This window comes from Massilia sp. Root418, from assembly GCF_001425265.1.
In the GTDB taxonomy this organism is placed as follows: Bacteria; Pseudomonadota; Gammaproteobacteria; order Burkholderiales; family Burkholderiaceae_D; genus Rugamonas.
In genome coordinates, this window is sequence record NZ_LMEC01000001.1 from 372,512 (window position 1) to 396,586 (window position 24,075).

Genomic DNA, 24,075 nt, shown 5'->3' on the forward strand with positions numbered 1-24,075 from the left:
TTACTGTAGTGCTGCGTTGTGAAAACCGTTGGTTTGCGGGCGGGGCATCAGCGTCTTGGGTACGCTGGCGCGCTGGCTCGGTCCGATCAGGCCGCGCTGCGTGGCCACCACCACGGCGTGGGTGCGCGCGGTAGCGTCCAGCTTACTCATCAGGCCCTTCACGTGCGTCTTGACCGTGCCCACGCCGATGCCCAGCTCGCGGGCAATGGACTTGTTGCAGCAGCCTTGCGCCAGTAGGCGCAGCACGTCGGTTTCCCGGCCGGTCAGCGATTCGCGGCTCAGGCTGTCCGCCACGCAGCGCGTTACCGACTCGCTCAGATAGCGCAGGCCCTGGCTGAGCAGGCGCGCCGCTTTCACCAGCTCGTCGGCGCTGCAGCCTTGCAGCAGGTAGCCGTGCACGCCGCTGTCCATGGCCATGCGCACTTCCCATTCCTTGTCGAACTGGGTCACGATCAGCACCCGCGGCGCGTGGCTGTAGCGGTCCTGCGGCATCTGGCGCGCGGCCGCAATGCCGCTCTGGTAATCGGCCACGATCACCTGCGCCATGCTCAGCGCATGCGGACACAGGGCGTGGGTGGACACGGTGAAATCGGCATGCTCGCCGAGGATGGCGCGCAGTCCCGCCGTCATGACGGGGTCTTCATGCATGATGTGGAGGTTGACGGTGTTGAGCTGCATGGTGATCTCCTACGTACTGCAGCAGCGAACGCTGTTGCTTCTCATGCATTCATGATGGCTGGGCAAGGTAGGCAGATCAAGTTAAGAGATGTTAATCGGGGTTAACGCGGATTTTGCATGCGTTACCTGCTTCAAGCTGGCTGCGGGCGGGCCCCATGGATGAGCCAGGCCAGCAGCGCGATAGCGGGCAGCAAGCCGTAAAATCCGGCGAAAATGTATGCAAAAGCGCCTCCGATGGCGCCCACGCCGAAGGCCAGGATGGGCCACAGGAACTTCGCGCAGCGGCGGTGGATGGCGGCGTCGGCACCGCCGCGCGCGATGTCCACCAGATCGATCACGAGCTGCGTCACGTTGCCGGTCATTACGGTGGTGGGTGTGAGGCTGGACAGCAGCAGCTTGGCGGCCGCGTTCTGCACCCCCATGGCGGCAGCGCCCAGGGCGCCGGCCAGCAGCGCCAGCGGGGTATCCGACGAGGCCAGCGGCACGGCGGCCAGCCCGGCCAGCATGAAGCCTGTCAGCAGCAGCAATTGCAAGCCGAACACGGAGCGCAGCGGGGGCGCGCCGCGCCGCTCCAGCCACAGGATGTACAGACGGGTGAAGGCAATCGCGGCCACGAAGGCGCCGAAGGCCAGGAATTTGATCAGTACGCTATTGCCGCTGGGCCGCGCCAGCTCGCTGCCGATCAGCACGAAGTTGCCGGTGACGTGGGCCGTGAACAGGCCGAACAGGGCGACAAAGCCCAGGGTGTCCACGTAACCGCCGATAAACCCCAGCACCGCCGCTTGCCGGGATGCCTGTACTTCGTTGTTGCCTTCAGCCATGAATTCTCTCCATTGTGTCAATGGAGGCACTGTAACGCAGCGCGCGCCCGGGCGCGCTCTCCCATTTGCCCTATGCGGTGGCGTCGGCGCGGTCCCAGGGCGGCGTGTCCTTGAACTGCTCGACCAGGAAATCGATCATCACGCGCACCTTGGCGCTCAGGTGGCGGCGGCTGGGATAGACGGCCTGGATGTCGATGTCTGGCATGCGGTAGTCCGGCAGCACCTGCACCAGGCGTCCCGCCCGCAGGTCTGCGCCAATCAGGAAGGTGGGCTGCCAGATCAGGCCCTGGCCGCCCAGCGCCACGGCGCGCGCGGTATCGCCGTTATTGGTGCGCATCATGAAGGGAATCTTGACAGTGTGCAGCTTGCCCTCGGCATCCAGCAGCTGCCACTCGTCGCTGGCGGCATAGCTGTAGCCGATGCAGCTGTGCTTGAGCAGGTCGGCCGGGACAGCCGGCGCGCCGTGTTTGGCCAGGTAAGCGGGGGCGGCGCACAGCACGTTCACCGAGCTGGCCAGCTTGCGCGCCACGTGCGAGGCCGAGCCGGAACGCGAGATGCGGATCGCCATGTCGTAGCCTTCCTCGACGATGTCCACCACCCGGTCGATCAGCGCCACCTCCAGCTGCACCTCCGGATAGCGTTCCATGAAGCGCGGCCACAGCGGCGCCAGGTGCAGCACGCCGAAACTGAGCGGCGCGTTGATGCGCAGCAGGCCGCGTGGCTGCATGGTGGCGGACGACACGATGGCTTCGGCCTCGGCCACTTCGTCAAGTATGGATTTGGCGCGCTCGAACAGGGCTTCGCCGCTGGAGGTGAGCGACATGCGGCGCGAGCTGCGGTTCAGCAGGCGTGTGTGCAGGTGTGCTTCGAGGTCGCTGATGTAGCGGGTAACGTTGGCGGGGGAGGTGTCCAGGGCTTCGGCAGCGCGGGCAAAGCCTTCCTTGCGGACGACTTCGACGAACACTTCCAGCGCACGCAGCCTATCCATCGGCCGGGGCGCCGCTTAGTAGCGGTTCCAGGTATTGGCGGCAGTGCGGGTGGCGGCCGCTTCCTTGATGTTGCTCAGCTCGGCGTTGCGCGCCTCGCGTTCCATTTCAGATAATTGAATGGCGGCTTGGGCGTCGCCTGCGCGGGCAGCGTCTTCAAACAGTTTGATGGCTTCGTCGCGGCGGTTGCTGTCGGCCTGGTACTGGCGGGCCAGTTCGCGGCGCGCTACAGCAGAACCTTGCTCGGCCCACTCGCGCAGTCGCCGCTCTGCAGCAAAATTGTTGCCTTTATTCATTTGCAAGGCCGTCGCTTCGATAACCGGTGCGGGCGGGACCATATCGTCCTTTGCCTGTACGCCGATCAGTACGCCAACGGAAACCAGTACCGTTGCTACCAAAACGCCGGATTTGTTGAATAATTCCATCTTTCAGTTTGCCCCTATGCAAGTCGCGTTTCGGACGACGTGGATGCGGATGATACCACTTCTTTCCAAAATACAACAAATTTTTTATGCTTTTGCTATTTGGTGCAGTGCATTACATCATGCACCCTTTGCACGCGGCTTGCAAAGCGAAGCGATATTAGCATGCTCATTTTGCGCAAAAAGCACACATTCCCACCAGACAGGGTAACAATTGTAACTACTTGTGAGATTCGTCAACGCACGGTAGGAATAGACCTACATCGTTAGCGATTTATGAACGAAATATACACCTTATGAATTGCCTCTTGGCACCCCAATAAGGTTGGTGCATGATTGCTGATGAGCTTGACCTTCCCATCATGGGAAGGAATACACTGCAGTCCTGATCAGCTAAAAGCACTGAGGACAGCGTCATGACAAACACGGCGATAGCGGAAAACGACCCCGCACAGCAGGAATTCTCGCTCGATATCGAGGGCATGAGTTGCGCTTCCTGCGTGGGGCGGGTGGAGAAGGCTATTAAGAAAGTGGAGGGGGTGGGCAGCGTCAGCGTCAACCTGGCCACTGAGCGTGCCAGGGTGCTGGCCGGCCGCGGCGTGGACGTGCAGCAGCTGGTGCACGCGGTGGAGGCGGCCGGCTACCAGGCCAGGCCCGAGGCGGAGGAGGCCATTGACCTAGCGGCTGGCGCGCCAGCGGTCACGGACCCGTCCAGCGCCCCCGCGCCCCAGACGCGCAACGTGCACCAGCAGGGCGTGCGCGTCGGCCTCGCCGCGCTGCTCTCCATCCCCCTGGTAGTGCCCATGGTGGCCGAGCTGTTTGGCTGGCACTGGATGCTGCCCGGCTGGCTGCAGCTTGCCCTTGCCGCGCCGGTGCAATTCTGGCTGGGCGCGCGCTTCTACGTGGCGGGCTGGAAAGCGGCGCGCGCCGGCGCCGGCAATATGGACCTGCTGGTGGCCATCGGCACCAGCGCGGCCTTCGGCCTGAGCACCTACCAGCTGCTCGCGGCGCACGGCCCCATGCCGCACCTCTACTTCGAGGCCGCCTCGGTTGTCATCACCTTGGTATTGCTGGGCAAATGGCTCGAAGCGCGCGCCAAGCGCCAAACGGCGGACGCGATCCGCGCGCTCCAGGCCTTGCGGCCGGACGTGGCGCGCGTGCGGCGCGGCAGCCAGGACGTGGACGTGCGCCTGGCAGCCGTGCGGGTCGGCGACATCGTCGTGGTGCGGCCCGGCGAGCGCATTCCGGTCGACGGCATCGTCACCGAAGGCGCCAGCCACGTGAACGAATCCATGCTGACCGGCGAGAGCATGCCGGTGGCCAAGCACGCCGGCGCCAAGGTAACCGGCGGCGCCATCAACGCCGAGGGCCTGCTGCTGGTGCGCACCGGCGCGGTGGGCGCGGAGACCACGTTGGCGCGCATCATCCGGCTGGTGGAAAACGCGCAGGCCGAAAAGGCCCCGGTACAGCGCCTGGTGGACCAGGTGAGCGCCGTCTTCGTGCCGGTGGTGCTGGTGATTGCGCTGCTCACGTTCGCCGGCTGGTGGCTGGCGGGCGCGGCGCCTGAAACGGCCATCATCAACGCGGTGGCGGTGCTGGTAATCGCCTGCCCCTGCGCGCTCGGCCTTGCCACACCGGCCGCCATCATGGCCGGCACCGGCGTCGGCGCGCGGCACGGCATCCTCATCAAGGACGCGGAGGCGCTGGAGCTTGCGCACCGGGTCAGTACCGTGGTGTTCGACAAGACCGGCACGCTCACGGTGGGCAAGCCGGTGGTAACCGGGCTGGTTGCCGCAGACGGCAGCGATGAGGCGGGATTGCTGGCCCTGGCCTCCTCGCTGCAGCATGGCAGCGAGCATCCGCTGGCCAGCGCGGTCCAGGCCCTGGCGCAGGAGCGCGGCGCGGCTGCTGCGCCGGCCAGCGGCCTGCAGGCCTTGCCGGGACGAGGCTTGTCCGGCAGCGTCGGCGGCAGGGCGCTGCTGCTCGGCAGCACGCGATTGATGCGCGAGTCCGGCGTGGACCTGGCGCCGCTGCAAGGACGGGCGGCGGCGCTGGAGGCGGCGGGCAACACGGTGTCCTGGGTCGCAGAGGGCGCGGCGGGCGGCGCGGGGCGCTTGCTCGGGCTGATTGCCTTCGGCGACCAGGTCAAGCCCGGCGCCCGCGCAGCGGTGGACAAGCTGCACGCGCTCGGCATCAAGACCGTGCTGCTAACGGGGGACAACAAGGGCAGCGCGCAAGCCGTGGGCAGCGCACTCGGCATCCAGCATGTGATCGCCGAGGTGCTGCCCGAGGCCAAGGCCGAGGAAGTGAAGCGCCTGAAGACGGCTGGCGAAACCCTGGCCATGGTCGGGGACGGCATCAACGACGCGCCTGCGCTCACGGCGGCGGACGTCGGCATCGCCATGTCCACCGGCACCGACGTCGCCATGCACGCGGCCGGCATTACGCTGATGCGCGGCGAGCCGGCGCTGGTGGCGGACGCCATCGACATTTCGCGCCGCACTTATAACAAACTCCGCCAGAACCTGTTCTGGGCCTTCATTTACAACCTGGTGGGCATACCGCTGGCGGCGGCCGGGCTGCTCAATCCCGTGGTGGCGGGCGCCGCCATGGCGTTCAGCTCGGTCAGCGTGATCAGCAACGCGCTCCTGCTCAAGCGCTGGCGGCCTTAACCAGACTGCTGTTTTCTGCTGTTCTCTGCTGTTTACTGCTGCTTGCTGCCAAACTGCTGCGCGAACGACTGCAGCGGGCCTGGCGGCTGCACGGCCGGGGCAACGTTGTCCGGCAGCGGCATGCGCACCGGTTTGCTCACCGCCACCTCCGGCGCCGCGTCCCACACCGGCGCCGCGATGCCTTCGAAGATGGTCTTCAGCTGCTGGCCCCAGGTGGTGCGTATCATCTGGAAGTACTGGTTCTTCTCGTCGATGGTGGTGAAGCGCGTGACGGCCAGCGTGTTGTTCTCGTACACCAGCAAATCCAGCGGCAGGCCCACCGACACGTTCGAACGCAGCGTCGAATCCATCGAGATCAGCGCGCATTTGGCGGCCTCGTCCAGCGCGGTGGCCGGCGTGACCACGCGGTCGATGATGGGCTTGCCGTACTTGGCCTCGCCGATCTGGAAATAGGTATTCTCGTTGTGCGACTCGATGAAATTGCCCGCCGAGTAGACCTGGAACAGGCGGCAGCGCTCGCCCTTGATCTGGCCGCCGAAAATCAGGCTGACGTTGAAATCAATGCCAAACTCGGCCAGCGACTTGGCATCGCGCTCGTGCACCAGGCGCACGACTTCGCCCACCAGGCGCGCCGCCTCGTACATATTGGGCGCATTCCAGATCCCGAAGCCGGCCGCGCCAATGTGCTCGGACAGCAGCTGCCGCACCGACTGCGAAATCGACAGGTTCCCCGCCGTCATCAGCACCATCATGCGCTCGCCGGGATTCTCGAACACGTTCAGCTTGCGCGCTGTGCTGACCTGATCCACACCCGCATTGGTGCGCGAGTCCGACAGAAATACCAGGCCCGCGTCCAGGCGCATCCCTACACAATAAGTCATTTGATAACAGTTTATTGGTTCAATGCATCAATTCTAACACCCCATACCGGCCCAGCCGGCCTTCACTGGGGCACGATCTGGACGTGGACAGACATGGCTTCCTCGCCGCCGCCGCGCCGTACGCCGCGCACCGGGGCGGCGGCGGCGTAGTCGCGGCCGATGGCGAGGCGGCAGTAGGCGTCCGTCATCAGCCGCGCGTGGGTGACGTCGATGCTGACCCAGCCGCTGTAACCGCGGTCCTCCGCCCAGGCGTCTACCCAGGCGTGGCTGGCGGCGTGGCTGCTGCCGCCCGGGTCGATGTAGCCGGAAACGTAGCGCGCGGGGATGCCGTGCGCGTGGCAGCAGGCCAGGAAGATGTGGGCGTGGTCCTGGCACACGCCAATGCCCAGTTGCAGCGCGGCGCTGGCCGTGGTGGTCACTTCGGTCGCACCGCTTTGATACTTCACCGCACCAAAGATGTGCTCGGCCAGGCGCATCAGGTGCCGCGTCTGCGCCGTTCCGTCGGGCAGGCAGGCGGCGGCCAGCTCCAGGATGCCCGGCGTGGCCGCCGTCAGCCGGGTCGGCACGGTGTAGATCAGCGGCGAGAGCGTGTCGCCATTGGCGATGCGGCCCTGGTCCGGCGTGGTAGTTTCCACCAGCCCGTTGGCCACGATGGAAAGCCCGGTGTGCGGGGCATTAATGGTGAGCATGTGCGACAGGTTGCCGTAGGCGTCCGTGTAGCCGTGGATCTGGCCTACTGTGCCCAGGTGCCAGTTCAGCACGTGCTGGTGCGCCTCGGCGCGCGGCGTCAGGTGCAGCTGCTGGATGGAATAGGCCTGCGGCGCGGTGTAGCTGTAGCTGGTTTCGTGACGGATCGATAGTTGCACAGTATTCTCCTAAGCCGCCAGCGGCACCAGGAAATCGCGGCTGATGCGATTGCCCAGTTCGTAAATCCGCTGCAAGAACTCGGTCAGCGTGTCGTGCAGCCCGGCTTGCAGGATGTCCTCGATGCGGCCGAACTGCAGCTCGGCGTGCAGCATGCCCGCCAGCCGCTCGGTATCGCGCGACAGGTCGTTGCGCACCTGCTGCAGGTTTTGCACCACCTCGTCCATGCAGGCCAGCAGCGAGCGCGGCATATCGGCGCGCAGCATCAGCAGCTCGGCCACGCGGGCCGGCGTGATGATGTCGCGGTAGACCTTGCGGTAGATTTCAAAGCCGGACACGGAACGCAGCAGCGCAGCCCAGTAATAGAAGTCGCGCTGGGCCTGTTCTTCGCTGGCACCGCGCGCGCCGTGGAATTTCACGTCCAGGATGCGCGCCGTGTTGTCGGCCCGCTCCAAAAACGTCCCCAGGCGGATGAAATGCACTGCGTCGTCGCGCAGCATGGTGCCCAGGGTCACCCCGCGCGACAGGTGGGAGCGGTACTTCACCCACTCGAAGAACTGGCTGGGGTCGTGCTCCAGTACGCCGTTATCGAGGCGCTTCTGTAGGTCCAGCCAGGTCTGGTTCTGGATTTCCCACACTTCGGTGGTCAGCGTGCCGCGCACGGCGCGGGCGTTTTCGCGCGCTTCCTTCAGGCAGGCCGCGATGGAAGAGGGGTTGGACGGGTCGCGCACCATGAAGTCGATCACGGCGCGCGCCTCCACCGTGCCGTGCTTGCGGTCGTAGGCCTGCTGCAGCTCGGAGATGCCCAGCATGGCGCGCCAGCCCTGGGCGGCGTCCTGCTCGGACTGCGGCAGCATCGAGGTCTGCACGTTCACGTCCAGCATGCGGGCGGTGTTTTCAGCGCGCTCGGTGTAGCGCGCCATCCAGAACAGGTGGTCGGCGGTGCGGCTCAGCATGGTTGATCCTTTTCCAGTATCCAGGTGTCTTTGGTGCCGCCGCCCTGCGAGGAGTTCACCACCAGCGAGCCTTCCTGCAGGGCTACGCGGGTCAGGCCGCCCGGCACCATGGAGATGGTCTTCCCGGACAGCACGAACGGCCGCAGGTCGATGTGGCGCGGCGCGATGCCGCTTTCCACGAAGGTGGGGCAGTTCGACAGCGCCAGGGTGGGCTGGGCGATGTAGCCGTCCGGCCTGGCGATCAGGCGGCGCCGGAAGTCCTCGATCTGCTCGCGCGTGGAGGCCGGCCCCACCAGCATGCCGTAGCCGCCTGCCCCGTGCACCTCCTTCACCACCAGGTCGGACAGGTGGGCCAGCGTGTACTGGAGATCTTCCTTTTTCCTGCACTGGTAGGTGGGCACGTTGTTCAGCACCGGCTCTTCGGACAGGTAGAAGCGGATCATGTCCGGCACGTAGGGGTAGATCGACTTGTCGTCGGCCACGCCAGTGCCGATGGCGTTGGCCAGCGTCACGCGCCCGGCGCGGTACACCGACAACAGGCCGGGAACGCCCAGCGAAGAGTCGGGCCGGAAGGCCAGCGGGTCGAGGAAGTCGTCGTCCAGGCGGCGGTAGATCACGTCCACCCGCTTGGGGCCGTGCGTGGTGCGCATGTACACGGCATTGTCGGCCACGAACAGGTCTTTGCCTTCCACCAGTTCCACGCCCATCTGCTGTGCCAGGAAAGCGTGCTCGAAGTAGGCAGAGTTGTACATGCCGGGCGTCATGACCACGATGGTGGGGTCGTCCACGCCCATGGGCGCCACCGAGCGCAGGTTGTCGAGCAGCAGGTCGGGGTAGTGGTCCACCGGCGCGATCTTGTTGCGGGCGAACAGGTCGGGGAACAGCCGCATCATCATCTTGCGGTCTTCCAGCATGTAGGAGACACCGGAGGGCACCCGCAGGTTGTCTTCCAGCACATAGAACTCGCCCTGGCCGGCGCGCACGATATCGACCCCGGCAATGTGGGCGTAGATGTCGGACGCCACCGAGATGCCCTGCATCTCCGGGCGGTACTGGGCGTTGCGGTAGATCTGTTCGGCTGGAATGATGCCGGCCTTGATGATGTTCTGGTCGTGGTAGATGTCGTGGATGAACATGTTCAGCGCTTTTACGCGCTGTACCAGGCCGGTTTGCAGCTGGCTCCACTCGCCGGCCGGGATAATGCGCGGCACAATGTCGAAGGGGATCAGGCGTTCGGTGCCGGCGTCGTCGCCGTAGACGGCAAAGGTGATGCCGACGCGGCGGAACATCAGGTCGGCTTCGGCGCGCTTGCGCTCCAGGGTTTCCGGCGGCTGCTGGGCCAGCCAGCGGCAGAACTCGCGGTAGTGTTCCCGCACTTCGGTTCCGCCGTCCGCATGCATTTCGTTGAAGAAGGTAGGCATCTGCTTGTTCCGTGGCTGCGATACGCTTGTTGTATCAAGAAGCGTGCCAGCTTGGCAACAAAGAAATGCACCAGTTCAGGGCGAACGGTTGGCGCGAGCATCCGCCGCGGGTGATGCCACAGGTGGTGCCACGCGTAATGCCACGCCTAGCGCCGCAGGCAGGCCGCGAAGTCTTCCACCGCGCCATAGGCGGGTTGTGCCGGGCGGCTGGCGCCGCACAGGTCGGTGCCGGGCGCAGCGGCGGACGAGGAGCCGCTGCGGCGCGCAACGGCGCCGGCCCAGGCCAGGTCCAGGCCCAGCGCATCGCGGAACAGGGCGCGCTGCGGGTGCGAACCCATGAACAGGCGGCCGAGGCTGGTGTCCAGGTTGTCGCCCGCCTGCACGGTGGCGCCGTGCTCGGCGCGCAGGCGGCCGTCCACGATATTGCCGTCCACCAGCGCGCCGCTTTCCGGGTAGCGCACCATGATGCCGGCCGTGTCGATCAGCGTGTTGTGCAGTACCTTGCTGGTGGCGGCCCGGTTCAGGTAAATGCCTTCGTCCGAGCAGGAGGCGATCAGGTTGGACTGGATGGTGCCGCCGTCCTGCTCCGTGATGCAGCGCTGGTCGCGGCAGTAGGCGACACCGGTGCCGCCGCCGCCCAGCGACAGGCCCACCCGCTGGCCGGCGTGCCCGCGCAGCTTGTGCTCGCACAGCACCACGTTGCGCTCGAACAGGTTGGCCGAACCCGCACCCTTGGCGTAGGCGCCGTAGCTGACGCCGTCGCCGCCTGCCTTGATGAAGTCCGAAATCAGGTTGCCGCGTATGGTCCAGCGGCTGCCTGCCACCAGGTCAATGGGCGTGACAGGCTGGCTGGTCTGGCGCACTGCGCCGTTGCTGAGGGTGTTGCCTTCGATGAGGCCGTCGTCCGGCGCGCTGCCGGCTTGGGCGTTGATCTTGAAGTGCGCATTGAAGTCGGTGATGGTGTTGTTGCGCGCCACGAAGCCGCTGGCACGGCCAGCGACGTGGAAAGCGTGCTCACAGGCGGCCTGTTCGGCGCAGGCCCCGCGTATGGCCAGGTTTTCGAACGTCCAGTAGGGGCCGGTGACGAGAAAACCTTCGCTGAGGTTGAACTCGATGGTGGCCGTGCCGGGCCGCTCGGCGCGCACCGTAATGGGCCGTTCCTTGCTTCCGGCTGCGCTGGCGGCGATGAAGGGCAGCCCGCTGAAGCGGTAGTTGCCGGGCTGGAGTGTGATCACGTCGCCGGGACGGGCGCCCGCCAGCGCTTGCATCAGCCCGCCGGCGCTGGCGACCGATACCGGGTGGCCGGCCACCATGGGGCGGGCGCTGTCTTGCGCGCCCACGTTCCATGCTGGCAGCGTGGGCGCAGCAGCGGCACCGCCGTCCAGCGCGGCCAATGTGGTCGCCAGCTTGCGGCCCGCGCCTTCGATCATGCCGTTGTGACCCGCGCTGCGCTGCGCCAGGTAGGGGCCAACCTGGCGCGGCGCCATGCCGACATGGGCGACCGCATAGAGCGCGGCTGCCACGCCGCCGCCCAGCAACAGCAGGGCAAGAAGGGCGAGCGGCAGCAGCTTGCCGGAACAGGTGCGCGGAGCGCGGAAATGGGCGATGGAAGGCGAGCGGCGCATGGCTTGTCCGTAGGTTGATTGGATGGTGCTGCGGATTAGGCCGCAGTGTATTCCTGGAGGCGGTACCAGGCGAGACCTAGCCATTCATAGGCGGCATAATAGGAAGAAGCAAGCGCGTCTGCGCGCGGCAGGAAGGACGATGCGGAGACCGGCCCCCACGCGCGGAACATGGTCGGCGCGGCCACCACGCGCAGGCCGGCGCGCTCGAACGCGCGTTGCGCGCGCGGCATGTGCATGGCGTCGGTCACCAGCAGCACGGTCTGGATGCCGTCCGTCTTGAGCAGCCGCGCTGAGAGCCGGGCATTTTCCCCCGTGGTTGCAGACTTGGGCTCCACCCAGCGCACTTCGGTGCGGAAGTCCTCGCGCAGCACGCTTGCCATGGCGACGGCTTTGGCCGGAATGCCGCGCGCGGGATCGGCGTTGCCGCCCGTGACCAGCAGCGGCAGGGCGGTCTGATGCTGCAGTCTTGCGCCGTAACGCAGGCGGGCAAGGGCAATGCTGTCAGGGCTGTTGCCGCCGTATTCGGGGGCGTGTTCCATATTTCCAGCGGCGAGCACCACGATGGCTTGTGCGGCGGACGGCGCACCGGCGGCAAGCGGCGCCGTCATGTCCTCCAGCGGCCGCACCAGCAGGTGCGCGCCGGCGTCGGTGCTCAGCGCAACCAGCGCTGCCAGGCCTGCGCCTGCCAGGCCCGTTCCAACACGCGGCCAGCGGCGCCGCAGCAGCAAGCCCACCAGCATCGCGAGGAACAGACACGTCGGCGGCAGCAGGACTGCGTGGGCCAGTTGGGAGAGGTAAGAGGCAAACATCTTGGCATTGGAGCAATTACGCTGCCGAATGTCAAGGTCTGGTCAAGGTTTGCCGCCCGCTTGGGTAAGCGGGCGGCTGTGGGCGGTTGCGGACCGGGCCGGCTAGGCCAGCGCAGTGTCGAGCACCATCATCACGATGAAGCCGGCCACCAGGGCGCAGGAGGCGCCGGCGCGCGGGCCGTTGCGGTGCGCGGCCGGGACCACCTCGTGGCAGATCACGAACAGCATTGCGCCGGCCGCCGCAGCCAGGCCCCATGGCAACAGCGCGGCGGAATAGCCGATCAGGAGTGCGCCCAGCACCGCAGCGCACGGTTCCGGCACACCGGACAGCACGCCCAGCAGGGTGCTGAAGCCCCGGCCGTAGCCCACCGCGCGCAAGGCCATTGCCACCACCAGGCCCTCCGGGATGTCCTGGAGGGCAATACCGGTGGCCAGGCTGTGGGCCTTCAGCGCGTCCACGCCGGCGTAGGCCACGCCGATTGCCAGCCCTTCCGGTATGTTGTGCAGAACAACAGCAGCCACGAACAGCCAGGCGTGCCGCATGGGCAGCCTCGCAGAAGCCGGCCCGGCTGATTGCTCGGCTGATAGGGCGGCTGAGTGGCTCGCTGAGTGGCCCGCTAAGTTGCCCGTGCCGGCTGAGGGGCCGGTGGCGAGGCCGGCAGCCGGTCCGGCGTCGGGCAGACGGTGGTCGGCGATGCGCTCCAGCAGCAGCACGGCCGCCATGCCGATGGCGATGCCGCCGCCGACGACGGCGCTGGCGCCAAAGGCCGTCGCGCCGGCTGCCTTGCTGGCGGCGATGGCGGGCAACACCAGCGAGAACGCGGTGGCGGCCAGCATGATGCCGGCGCCCAAGCCCAGGGCGGCGTCATACAGGCGCTGTGAAACGCCTTGCGCCAGCAGCACCGGCAACGTGCCCGCCGCCGTGGCGAGCGCGGCCATCATGCCGCCGCCCAGCGCGCCCCGCACGGCGGGCGATGCCGCCGCCAGCGCGTCCATCAGGTCGCGCGTCAGCAACAGCAGGCCGACGGCACACACCAGCGCGCCCAGCGCGGTTTTCAGCCAGTGCCTGAGGCTGGCGCCGGCGGCGGCGCCGGAACGCACGGTGCCCATGGCGCGGTCAGCGCGCGGCGCCGTCCGCCGCTCCCATGCCCAGCTCGGCGCCGGTCAGCGGGTCGGCAGCGGGATCGGACATGGTGCGTGCCGCCATCTGGTTCAGCAGCGCTTCCTCCTCGCTGCTCACCACCACCGAAGCGCTGCCGTCGCCGCCGTCCACGCCTTGCTGCTGGGCACGGTCGCTGACCACCTGCCACTTGCTGTCGGTGTTCCACGGGCCGCGGACTACGGGGCCTCCGTGCGACATATCGTAGTAGACGTGGGTGAATTCCGGCCGCCCGGCCAGTTTCCCCGGAGGGAAGTTGGGCTGGATGGCGTACAGCGCCTTCTCGAACGACATCTGGTGCGCGATCTCGCGCGTCATCAGGAAGCCCAGCGCTTCCTTCACGCCGGGGTCCGTGGTGAGGTTGATCAGGCGCTCGTAGACGATCTTGGCGCGCGCCTCGGCGGCAATATTGGAGCGCAGGTCAGCGGTCGGCTCGCCGATGGTGTCGATGTAGGCCGCAGTCCAGGGCACGCCGGCTGAATTGGTCAGCGGCGTGCCGCCGCCATACAGCACCTGCGTCAGGTGGCTGTCGTTGCCGGCGCCGGTAATCGAACGGTAGATCTCCGCCTCCTGGTCCACGCCTTCCGCAAGGCGGCCCTTGGCGCCCTTGTTCAGCATGGCCACGATGTTGCCGATCACTTCCAGGTGGCTCAGCTCCTCGGTGGCGATATCGAGCAGCATGTCCTTGCGGCCCGGATCATCTTCGGCCAGCGCCTGCGTGAAGTAGCGAATTGCGGCGGCCAGCTCGCCTTGCGGACCGCCGAACTGTTCCAGCATCAGGTTGGCCAGACCGGGATTCGATTCGCTGACGCGCACCGTGTATTGCAGCCGTTTGTTGTGTGCAAACATGATTCCTCCTTCGTTGTCGTGGTGTTCGCACTGCCCATCTTCTGCGCTGGCGAAGGACATCGCGATAGGAAGCCGGCGCAACGATTTGTAGGAGTCGTTCCCGCGCCGCTCAGCCGTGGCCGATACGGCTGAGATACCGCAGCTAAAGCCGCCACGCGCTTTCACGAAAAAAATTTCAGAGCGGAATTGGCGCGGCGCAAGGCGGAGAACGTTGTTAAGATTTTCTCCGGATTGAACAAACCGGTGGAGATGAAATGGACGACTTTGCCTACCCCAGGCCGCAGCTGGTGCGCCCAGACTGGATCTGCCTGAACGGACGTTGGGACTTTTCCTACGACGACGAACGGCGCCTTCGGGGCCCCCAGGACGAGATCGACTGGCATGCTGCTATCAACGTGCCGTTCCCGCCGGAGTCGGTCGCGAGCGGCATCGGCGACACCGGCTTTCATCCCGTATGCTGGTACCGCAAGGTCATCAGCCTGTCCACGCGCGGGCCGCGCACCCTGCTGCATTTCGGCGCGGTGGACTACGCGGCCAAGGTGTGGGTGAACGGCGAACTGGTGGCCCAGCACGAGGGCGGGCACACGCCGTTCTACGCCGATATCACCTCGGCGCTGCTGCCCGGCGAGGAACAGGTGATCGTGGTGCGCGCCGAGGACGACCCGGCCGACCTGGCCAAGCCGCGCGGCAAGCAGGACTGGCAGCTGGAGCCGCACTCGATCTGGTATCCGCGCACCACCGGCATCTGGCAGACGGTGTGGCTGGAACCGGTGGGCGCCACCTACATCAAGTCCTTGCGCTGGACGCCGATCTTCGAGGGCTTCGAGATCGGCTGCCAGATCCTGGCGGCCGGCGACCAGACCTCGGGCCTGACGGTGGAGGTCAAGCTGCTGCACGGCGGGAAGCTGCTGGCCGACGACGTCTACCTGCTGGTGGGCCAGGAAGCCAACCGCAAGATCGCCCTGTCCGACCCCGGCATCGACGATTCGCGCAACGAGCTGCTGTGGAGCCCCGAGCGGCCCATCCTGCTGGACGCGGAACTGACTTTGCGCTGCGGCGACGTGGAGCTGGACCGGGTACGCTCCTACACGGCGCTGCGCTCGGTGTCGGTTAACCGCGACCGCTTCATGCTCAACGGCCGGCCCTACCACCTGCGGCTGGTGCTGGACCAGGGCTACTGGCCGGACACCATGCTGGCCGCGCCGTCCGACGATGCGTTGCGGCGCGACGTGGAACTGGCCAAGGCCATGGGCTTCAACGGCGTGCGCAAGCACCAGAAGATCGAAAATCCGCGCTACCTGTACTGGGCCGACAAGCTCGGCCTGCTGGTATGGGAAGAGATGCCGTCCTGCTACGCCTTCAGTCCGCTGGCGGTCACGCGCATGGTGCGCGAATGGACCGAAGCTATCGAACGCGATTACAGCCATCCCTGCATCATCGTCTGGGTGGCGTTCAACGAGTCGTGGGGCGTGCCCAACCTGACCGCCATGCAGGCCCACCGCAACGCGGTCGAAGCGCTGTACCACATGACGCGCGTGCTGGATGCCACCCGCCCCGTGATCGGCAACGACGGCTGGGAAGCGTCCGCCACCGACCTGCTGGGCATCCACGACTACGACGCCGACCCGCAGCGCATTGCCGCGCGCTACGAGCTGACCGACCCGGTCGCCACCTTGTTCGACCGGCGCCGCCCCGGCGGCCGCATCCTCACGCTGGACGGCTTTCCGCACCGCGGCCAGCCCATCATCCTCACCGAGTTCGGCGGCATTGCCTTCGATCCGCGCGCGCCGGCCCACCACACCTGGGGCTACTCGCGCGCCAATACGCCCGAGGCTTTCGAGGAGGCCTACCGCGAGCTGCTGAAGGTGGTCAACGAATTACCCATGTTTAGCGGCTTCTGCTACACGCAGTTCGCCGACACCTTCCAGGAAACCAACGGCCTGCTGAACGCAGACCGCAGTCCCAAGATCCCGATTGAACTGATCGATGCGGCCACCCGCAACGTTCCGCTGCGAGGCCAAGATGACAGCGACACGTAGCGGCGCTCGCTCCGGACCTGGAAAACAAGGCGCATCGGCGCCACAGCCGGCAGGAGAACCGGGACCGGAAGGACCCCGGCCCGCCGGACCGCGCGCCCGTGCCGGGGTACACGGCCGCGCTGGAACAGGCCACGCGCCTGCCATCAACCACTACATCAACCAAGGAGAACACCATGGAAACCATCATCGTCTTTAGTCATCTGCGCTGGGACTTCGTCTATCAACGCCCCCAGCAACTGCTGACCCGGCTCGCGCAGCACTTCAAGGTGCTGTTCGTGGAGGAGCCGCTGCACGATGACGGTCAGGCCCGGATGACGACCTACCAGCCAGCGTCCAATGTCACCGTGTGCCAGCCGCACACGCCGTCGCGCGCCGCCGGCTTCCACGACGACCAGATTCCGCTGCTGCAGCCGCTGCTCGAAGGATTGGTGCCGGACGGCGAGCAGCCCATCGTGTGGTTCTATACCCCGATGGCCTTGCCGCTGCTGGCCAAGCTGCACCCGTCGCGCGTGGTGTACGACTGCATGGACGAACTGTCGGCCTTCAAGAATCCGCCGCGCCAGCTGCTGCAGCGCGAGACCGCGCTGCTGAACCGGGCCGACGTGGTGTTCACCGGCGGCCCCAGCCTCTACGAAGCCAAGCGCACCCGCCATCCGAACGTGCACTGCCTGCCCAGCAGCGTGGACGTGGTGCATTTCGAGCATGCGCTGGACCGCGGCAACAGCCATCCGCTGCAGCAGCAGATTGCCCGGCCCCGGCTGGGTTTCTACGGCGTGCTCGATGAGCGCCTGGACACGGAGCTGATCGGCGCGCTGGCCGACGCGCATCCCGAATGGCAGATCGTGCTGGTGGGGCCGGTCGTCAAGATTGCGCCCGAGACGCTGCCGCAGCGTCCGAACGTGCATTACCTGGGCCAGCAGTCTTACGAGGCGCTGCCGCAGTTCCTGGCCGGCTGGGATGTGTGCCTGATGCCGTTCGCGCTGAACGAGGCCACGCGTTACATCAGCCCGACCAAGGTGCTGGAGTACATGGCCGCCGAGCTGCCCATCGTCAGCACCGCCATCGCCGACGTGGTCAAGCCCTATGGCGGCACGGTGGCCATCGGCTACAGCCACGCCGAATTCATCACCCACTGCGAGGCGGCCCTGGCGCAGACGCCGCAGCAGCGCAGCGCCATGGCGGCGAATATGCGCGCGATTGTTGAGCGCACTTCGTGGGACGCCACGGCGGATGCCATGCGCGCGCTGATCGGCTCGGCCCCGCCCGGTACAGCTGCGGCGGCGGACGCGGACGCGGCGGGCCCCGCCGATGCGGGCGCCGCCCGGGATGCGCAAGCCCCCGCAGCCGCCGCGCAGGAGCCGGCCAAGGTCAACCCGCTGCGCGCGCAAACGCCGGCGCAACAATTCGGCACCGTCATCATCGGTGCCGGGCCCACCGGGCTGTCGGCTGCCTATCACCTGGACGCGGACGCTTTACTGCTCGAGCGCGGCGCCACGGTGGGCGGATGGTGCCGCTCGATTCGGCAAAACGGCTTCACCTTCGACCATGCCGGCCACATCATGTTTTCCAATGACCCCTACGTGCTGAAACTGTACGACACGCTGCTGGGCGACAACCAGCACTGGCAGATGCGCGAGGCGTGGATCTACAGCAAGCAGGTGTTTACGCGCTACCCCTTCCAGGGCGCACTGCACGGCCTGCCGCCGGACGTGATCAAGGAATGCATCATGGGCGCCATCGAGGCGCGCTACGGCAAGGCCGCCGGCGAGGGCGAAGCCAGCGCCGCACCAGCCTGCAAGACCGAGGCCGTGGAAGACTGCTGCGCGGACGGCACGGCGGACGCCTTCAACGGCAGCGCGGCGCAGGATGGCGGCCAGCAGAAGCAGGACGCCGCGCCGCCGCGCGGCCGCAGTTTCGAAGAGTTCATCCACCAGGTGTGGGGCGCCGGCATCGCGCGCCACTTCGCCATTCCCTACAACCGCAAGCTGTGGACCGTGCCCCTGAGCGAGATGGAAACCTCGTGGCTGGGCGGGCGCGTGCCGCTGCCCGACCTGGGCGAAATCATCGACGGCGCACTCAAGCCCGTGGCGCGGCCGATGGGACCGAACGCGCGCTTCGGCTACCCGCGCCGGGGCGGCTTCCAGGCCCTGATGGACGGCTTCCTGCCGCACATCCGTGGCAAGATTGAGCTGAACGCGGACGTGGTGCAGCTGCTGCCGAGCGAGCGCACCGTGGCGCTGGCCGATGGCCGCCGCTTCCAGTATCAGCGCCTGATCAGCACCATGCCGCTGCCGGAGCTGGTGCGGCTGGTGGGCGCCGAGGCGCCGCCGGAAGTACGCGCCGCCGCGCGCGGGCTGCGCCACGTGTCGGTGCGCTGCGTGAACATCGGCATCGCCCGTACCGATGTCACCGACAAGCACTGGATCTACTACCCGGAAGACACCATCTTCCACCGCATCTTTGTTCAGGGCAACGCCAGCCCCGAATGCAATCCGCCCGGCGGCTTCGGCTTCACCTGCGAGATCACGTACTCGCCGACCAAGCCGCTACCGGTCGATGGCGACGCGCTGGTGGCGCGCTGCATCGCCGACTGCGTCAAGGTCGGCATCATGCAGCCGGGCGACCAGGTGCTGACCGCCAGCCTGGTCGACATGCCGTACGCCTACGTGGTGTACGACCATGCCCGCGCCGCCAACGTGGCCACGGTGCGCACCTGGATGGAATCGCAGGGCATCCTGCTGGCTGGCCGCTACAGCGAGTGGGAGTACTACAACTCGGACCACGCCTTCATGGCCGGCAAGCGCGCCGCCGAGCTGGCGGCTGCGGCGCTGGAGGCGCCGGTGCAGGCCAAGGCGGCAAGGGCGGGCGGCTTGCAAGCTGGTAGTTCCGGCGGCGAAGGCTGAGTGCTTGTTTCCCAGCGCTACCGGACCTATACTCGCAAAGCACATCACGTGCTGCGCGAGGCGACAGGATGACGACGGATTTCGACCGGCTGGTGCTGGAGCAGACTCCAGGCGGTGTGGTGGTGGCCAACCGCATGGGCCAGGTAGTGCATTGGACTGCGGGCGCGGAGCAGATTTTCGGCTATGCCGCGCGGGAAGCCGTGGGCCGCCCGCTGTACGAGCTGATCGGCTTGCCGGGCCAGGAGTGGACCGGCTTCCTCGATGAACTGGGCCGCAGCGGCGGCATCTACGGCTATGAGTGCCTGCGGCGGCGCAAGGACGGTTCGCCGCTGTTCGTGGACGTGGCCAGCAAGATCGTGCACGAGGTGACGCCGGCCGGCGACCGCGTCGAGTACATCCTGTGCTCGAAGAAGGACATCACCCGCCAGAAGGCGCTGCGCGACGCCAAGCACGTGGAGGCCAAGTTCCGCGACGTGCTGGAGTCTACGCCGGACGGCATCATCATGGCCAATTCCACCGGCCTCATCGTGCTGGCCAATACCCAGGCCGAACGCCTGTTCGGCTACCAGCCGGGCGAGCTGCGCGGCCTGCCGGTGGAGGTGCTGCTGCCGGCGCGCTACCGCGGCGGCCACGTGGCGCACCGCGCCAATTATTTCGTCCAGCCGCGCCCGCGCACCATGGGCGCCGGCCTGGAGCTGTACGGGCTGCGCAAGGACCAGGTGGAATTCCCGGTCGAGATCAGCCTGAGCCCCATCAGCACCGAGGAAGGCACGCTGGTGATGAGCGCGGTGCGCGACATCAGCGAGCGGCGCACCGCCGAACAGAAGTTCCGCGGGCTGCTGGAATCGGCGCCGGACGCCATCGTCATCGTCAACCGGCAGGGCGAGATCGTGCTGGTCAATTCGCAGACCGAGCAGCTGTTCGGCTACGACAGGCGCGAGCTGCTGGGCAAGCGCATGGAAGTGCTGATCCCGCAGCGCTACGCCGCCGGCCACCCGCAGCTGCGCAACAGCTTTTTCGACGCGCCGCGCCCGCGTTCCATGGGCGCCGGGCTGGAGCTGTACGGCCTGCGCCGCGACGGCACCGAATTCCCCGTCGAGATCAGCCTGAGTCCGCTCGAAACGGAAGGCGAAGTGCTGGTGTCGAGCGCCATCCGCGACATCAGCGAGCGCAAGCGCATTGAACGCACGCTGCACGAGCAGAAGCTGGAGCTGGAGCGGGCCGGCAAGGCCAAGGACCTGTTCCTGGCCAGCATGTCGCACGAACTGCGCACCCCGCTCAACGCCATCCTTGGATTTACTCAGCTGCTCAACAACGACACGCTGCCCATCACGGGCGAGCAACGCAAGACCTTCATGAGCCACATCCTGAAGGCGGGCGAACACCTGCTCACGCTGATCAACGAAATCCTCGACCTGGCCAAGATCGAATCGGGCACGGTCATGTTCTCGATGGAGCCGGTGGGCCTGGACGAGCTGCTGCAGGAAGCCAACCGCATGGTGGAGGTGGCGGCCAACAAGCGCGGTATCCGCATCATCATGTCGCCGGTGGGTGAACTGCACGTGCAGGCCGACCGCACGCGCCTGAAACAGATCGTGCTCAATCTGCTGTCCAACGCCATCAAGTACAACCGGGAAACGGGCGTGGTGGTGGTGGACTGCGCCGTGTCCGGCGCGGACAAGGTGCGGGTATCGGTCCAGGACACCGGCCCCGGCCTCAAGCCCGACCAGGTGGACGCGCTGTTCCAGCCGTTCAACCGCCTGGGGCAGGAAGGCGGCAGCGAGGAGGGCAGCGGCATAGGCCTGGTGGTGACCAAGCGGCTGGTCGAGCTGATGGGCGGCGCCATCGGCGTGCACAGCACGGCGGGCACGGGCAGCGTGTTCTGGATCGAATTGCCGTTGACCGCCGCGCCGGAAAGCGCGCGCGCTGTCATCGCCGCGGCCTCGGCCTCGCCCGCCGCGGCGCCGGTAGCGCTGCCCGCGCGCGGCGGCCTGCCCTTGCTGCTCTACGTGGAAGACAACCCCACCAATCTGCGGCTGGTGCAGGAAGTGCTGGGCTTCCGCACCGACCTGACCCTGATCACCGCCACCGACGGCCTGGCTGGCCTGGCACTGGCGCGCAAGCACCGGCCCGACATCATTTTGCTGGACATGAACCTGCCCGGCCTGAACGGGCGCGAAATCCAGCGGCGGCTGCGCGAGCAGCCGGACATGGCCGCCGTGCCGGTGCTGGCCATTTCCGCCAACGCCATGCGCAACGATATCGACGCCGCGCTGGACGCCGGCTTCTTCCGCTACATCACCAAGCCCATCGACGTGGCCGCCCTGAACGACGCGCTGGACGCCGCACTCGCCCTGGCGCGCAGCAACGGCAAGGCGCAGGTGCCATAGCAGATATAGCCGCGCGCTGATCCCGCCGCCGCCGGCACTCCCTACAGTGGAGGGTCGTTCGGCATGATGGGGGAGTGCGGTGGAGAATATCGGGAAACGCGTGGCGGCGGAATGCGTGGGGACGGCCTTGCTGCTGGCGATAGCGTGCGGCGCCGGTTTCGCCGCCGCGCGGCTGGCGGGCGGGGACGCGGCGCTGGCGCTGATGCTGGGCGCCGGCGTGTCCAGCGTCGGCCTGGCGGTGCTGATACTGGCCTTCGGCCCGGTGTCTGGCGGCTTGTTCAATCCGCTGCTGACCCTGTGCCAGGCCTGGCGCGGCAGCCTGCCGCTGGAGGCGGCCCTGCCTTACGCGGCAGCGCAGATGGCGGGCGCCTTCATTGGCGCGGCTGCGGCGCACGCCATGTTCGACGTGCCCTGGCTGGTGGCGTCCACCCAGGTCCGCATCGGCGCCGCGCACTGGCTGGGCGAATTCGTCTGCAGCTTCGGCCTGCTGGCGGTCTTCATCGGCTGCGGGCGCAGCCGCCCGGTAGCGGCGCCGTTCGCCGTGGCGGCGTATGTGATGGCGGCCTGCTGCTTCAGTCCCTCGGCCGCCTTCATGAACCCCGCCATGACGCTGGCGCGTGTGTTCGGCAGCGGCGGCATCCGCCTGGCCGACGCGCCGGCCTACATCCTTTCACAACTGGCCGGCGCCGCGGCAGCCACCGCCTTGTTCATCTGGCTGCACGGCGGCGCCGCCCGCAAGACCGCCTAGGACACCGAGCCGCCCCGCGGCACACCCTGCCTTTAAACATGTAGATGCTTTGCATGTTTACGAAAAATCCGCTATAGTTGAGCCACATTGATAGCGAAGACAGGGAACGAAGTCATGAACATCGACAAATTCAAGCACCAGCATGAAGACATCCTCGCGGACATCACCGCGCTGCGCGAGCTGGTGCACAGCGGTACCGAGTCCAACGCAGAGCGCATCGCTGCCCGCATTGTCGGCATGAGCGGCAACATCAAGCTGCACCTGGCGGTGGAAGACAAAGTGCTCTATCCCACGCTGGCCGGCTGCGGCGACACCGCCCTGGCGCGCATGAGCCATCTGTACCAGCTTGAAATGAACGGCATCGTGGCGGCCTACATGGCGTTCGCCACCGCCTGGAATTCCGCCGCCCGCCTGTTGGCAGCACCCGAGAAATTCCGCGCCGAAGCCAACGGCGTGCTGCGCAGGGTGTACGAGCGCATCAAGAAGGAAGACCACGAATTCTATCCCGCCGCCGAAGCGCTCGCCGCAGAGCGCCTGGCCGCCTGATTCTCCTCACATCAATCCACTACCAAAAAAGGCTGACACATCATGCTGACCCCGGAACACCGCGCCATCATCACCGCAACCGTGCCTATCCTGAAAGAGGGCGGCGAAACGCTGACGCGCCACTTTTACCTTAAGCTGTTCAATGACTTCCCGGAAGTGAAGCCATTCTTCAATCAAACTCACCAGCACGGCGGCACCCAGCAGCGGGCCCTGGCCAATTCCATCCTGATGTACGCGTCCAACATCGAGCGGCTGGAGGAACTGGGCCCGCTGGTCAAGACCATCATCAACAAGCACGCTGCGCTGCAGATCCTGCCGGAGCACTATCCCAAAGTGGGCGCCGCGCTGCTGGGCGCGATCCGCGAGGTGCTGGGCGCCGACGTGGCGACGGACGCGGTGATCGAAGCCTGGGCCTCGGCCTACGGCCAGCTGGCCGACATCCTGGCCGGCGCCGAAGAGCAGATCTATCAGGCCAATGAAGAAGCCGAAGGCGGCTGGCGCGGCGCGCGCGAGTTCAAGGTGGCCGCCAAGACCGTGGAGAGCGACGAGATCACGTCCTTCGTGTTCGTGCCGGCGGACGGCGGCAAAGTGGTGGCCTTCCTGCCCGGCCAGTACATCACCGTGCTGGTCACAGTCAATGGCCAGGAAATGCGGCGCCAGTATTCGCTGTCGGCCGAGAGCAACGGCGCCACCTACCGCATCAGCGTCAAGCGCGAGCCGGACGGCAAAGTGTCCAATCACCTGCACGACAAGCTGAACCCGGGCGACAGCATCACCCTGTTCCCGCCTGCGGGCGCCTTCACGCTGGCGGACAGCGACAAGCCGCTGGTGCTCATCAGCGGCGGCGTCGGCATCACCCCGACCCTGGCCATGCTGAGCGCCGCGCTGCGCACGCGCCGCCCGGTGCACTTCATCCACGCCGCGCGCCACGCCGGCGTGCACGCTTTCCGCAGCCATATCGACCAGCTGGCCGAGCAGCACCCGCAGCTGTCGCGCTACTACGTGTATGAGCAGGAGCAGGCGGGCGCCGCCAAGGCCGATGCCACTGGCTACATCGGCAAGGGCCACCTGGCCGACTGGCTGCCGGCTTCGCGCGACGTGGAAGCCTACTTCCTCGGCCCGACGCCGTTCATGAAGGCCATGAAGACGCACCTGCGCGAGCTGGGCGTGCCGGAAGCGCAGACCTACTACGAGTTCTTCGGCCCGGCCGAGGCGCTGCAGTAAGCTAAGCCGGCACAGAGCCGCGCGACCAGTATAGCTGGGCCAGAGGACGCGCGGCTCACACAATGTCACAATCATGATAAAT

The 24,075-nt window shown here is 66.8% G+C and carries 19 protein-coding genes; 7 read left to right on the forward strand and 12 right to left on the reverse strand.

All coding sequences use genetic code 11. The features are described 5' to 3' along the window. The 4 genes from ASC94_RS01485 to ASC94_RS01500 form a co-directional block, all read right to left on the reverse strand. Positions 1-678: a response regulator transcription factor gene (locus ASC94_RS01485; protein ID WP_229417129.1), complete on the reverse strand. Its 678-nt coding sequence runs from the start codon at positions 676-678 to the stop codon at positions 1-3. 131 nt (positions 679-809) lie between these two features. Continuing rightward, a complete protein-coding gene (locus ASC94_RS01490; RefSeq protein ID WP_056389711.1) occupies positions 810-1,499 on the reverse strand; it encodes a YoaK family protein in 690 nt (229 codons plus the stop codon). 70 nt (positions 1,500-1,569) lie between these two features. Next, the gene (locus ASC94_RS01495; RefSeq protein WP_056389714.1) at positions 1,570-2,487 is read right to left on the reverse strand and encodes a LysR family transcriptional regulator; all 918 of its coding nucleotides are present in this window, start codon (positions 2,485-2,487) and stop codon (positions 1,570-1,572) included. A gap of 15 nt (positions 2,488-2,502) precedes the next feature. Beyond that, a complete protein-coding gene (locus tag ASC94_RS01500) occupies positions 2,503-2,910 on the reverse strand; it encodes a hypothetical protein (protein WP_056389717.1) in 408 nt (135 codons plus the stop codon). Between the two features lie 413 nt (positions 2,911-3,323). On the opposite strand from ASC94_RS01500, the gene ASC94_RS01505 reads away from it, so the two are divergent. After that, positions 3,324-5,579, forward strand: a complete 2,256-nt coding sequence (locus ASC94_RS01505) for a cation-translocating P-type ATPase (RefSeq protein ID WP_229417130.1) — start codon at positions 3,324-3,326, stop codon at positions 5,577-5,579. A gap of 32 nt (positions 5,580-5,611) precedes the next feature. Here the strand turns inward: ASC94_RS01505 and ASC94_RS01510 are convergent, their stop codons facing one another. From ASC94_RS01510 to ASC94_RS01545, 8 genes are all read right to left on the reverse strand, one after another. Continuing rightward, positions 5,612-6,460, reverse strand: a complete 849-nt coding sequence (locus ASC94_RS01510; protein WP_056389720.1) for a proteasome-type protease — start codon at positions 6,458-6,460, stop codon at positions 5,612-5,614. A 62-nt stretch (positions 6,461-6,522) separates the two neighbouring features. Then, complete coding sequence (locus tag ASC94_RS01515) at positions 6,523-7,326, reverse strand: transglutaminase family protein (RefSeq protein WP_056389723.1); 804 nt, start codon at positions 7,324-7,326, stop codon at positions 6,523-6,525. A gap of 9 nt (positions 7,327-7,335) precedes the next feature. Continuing rightward, complete coding sequence (locus tag ASC94_RS01520) at positions 7,336-8,280, reverse strand: alpha-E domain-containing protein (RefSeq protein ID WP_056389726.1); 945 nt, start codon at positions 8,278-8,280, stop codon at positions 7,336-7,338. Further along, positions 8,274-9,701: a circularly permuted type 2 ATP-grasp protein gene (locus ASC94_RS01525; protein ID WP_056389729.1), complete on the reverse strand. Its 1,428-nt coding sequence runs from the start codon at positions 9,699-9,701 to the stop codon at positions 8,274-8,276. The genes ASC94_RS01520 and ASC94_RS01525 overlap by 7 nt, the downstream gene beginning before the upstream one ends. 146 nt (positions 9,702-9,847) lie before the next feature. After that, positions 9,848-11,326 carry a right-handed parallel beta-helix repeat-containing protein gene (locus tag ASC94_RS01530; RefSeq protein ID WP_082616011.1) on the reverse strand — a complete coding sequence of 493 codons (1,479 nt, stop codon included), beginning with the start codon at positions 11,324-11,326 and terminating at the stop codon, positions 9,848-9,850. Between the two features lie 35 nt (positions 11,327-11,361). Next, positions 11,362-12,135, reverse strand: coding sequence for a YdcF family protein (locus ASC94_RS01535; RefSeq protein WP_056389732.1), 774 nt, complete (start codon positions 12,133-12,135; stop codon positions 11,362-11,364). Positions 12,136-12,237: 102 nt separating this feature from the next. Beyond that, positions 12,238-13,245 carry a ZIP family metal transporter gene (locus ASC94_RS01540; protein WP_056389736.1) on the reverse strand — a complete coding sequence of 336 codons (1,008 nt, stop codon included), beginning with the start codon at positions 13,243-13,245 and terminating at the stop codon, positions 12,238-12,240. A gap of 7 nt (positions 13,246-13,252) precedes the next feature. Next, complete coding sequence (locus ASC94_RS01545) at positions 13,253-14,143, reverse strand: manganese catalase family protein (protein ID WP_056389739.1); 891 nt, start codon at positions 14,141-14,143, stop codon at positions 13,253-13,255. 254 nt (positions 14,144-14,397) lie between these two features. Here ASC94_RS01545 and ASC94_RS01550 point away from each other — a divergent pair, with 254 nt between their 5' ends. The 6 genes from ASC94_RS01550 to hmpA all read left to right on the forward strand — a co-directional run bounded on the left by ASC94_RS01550 (position 14,398) and on the right by hmpA (position 23,993). Next, positions 14,398-16,182 carry a glycoside hydrolase family 2 protein gene (locus ASC94_RS01550; RefSeq protein WP_056389742.1) on the forward strand — a complete coding sequence of 595 codons (1,785 nt, stop codon included), beginning with the start codon at positions 14,398-14,400 and terminating at the stop codon, positions 16,180-16,182. Between the two features lie 173 nt (positions 16,183-16,355). Then, on the forward strand, positions 16,356-19,085 hold the full coding sequence (locus ASC94_RS01555) for an FAD-dependent oxidoreductase (protein ID WP_056389743.1): 2,730 nt from the start codon (positions 16,356-16,358) through the stop codon (positions 19,083-19,085). 68 nt (positions 19,086-19,153) lie between these two features. After that, on the forward strand, positions 19,154-21,475 hold the full coding sequence (locus tag ASC94_RS01560) for a PAS domain S-box protein (RefSeq protein ID WP_082616013.1): 2,322 nt from the start codon (positions 19,154-19,156) through the stop codon (positions 21,473-21,475). Positions 21,476-21,554: 79 nt separating this feature from the next. Next, complete coding sequence (locus ASC94_RS01565) at positions 21,555-22,223, forward strand: aquaporin (protein WP_229417131.1); 669 nt, start codon at positions 21,555-21,557, stop codon at positions 22,221-22,223. Between the two features lie 114 nt (positions 22,224-22,337). Next, complete coding sequence (locus ASC94_RS01570) at positions 22,338-22,769, forward strand: hemerythrin domain-containing protein (protein ID WP_056389744.1); 432 nt, start codon at positions 22,338-22,340, stop codon at positions 22,767-22,769. 42 nt (positions 22,770-22,811) lie between these two features. Continuing rightward, complete coding sequence (gene hmpA / locus ASC94_RS01575) at positions 22,812-23,993, forward strand: NO-inducible flavohemoprotein (RefSeq protein WP_056389748.1); 1,182 nt, start codon at positions 22,812-22,814, stop codon at positions 23,991-23,993. Positions 23,994-24,075 lie beyond the last annotated feature (82 nt).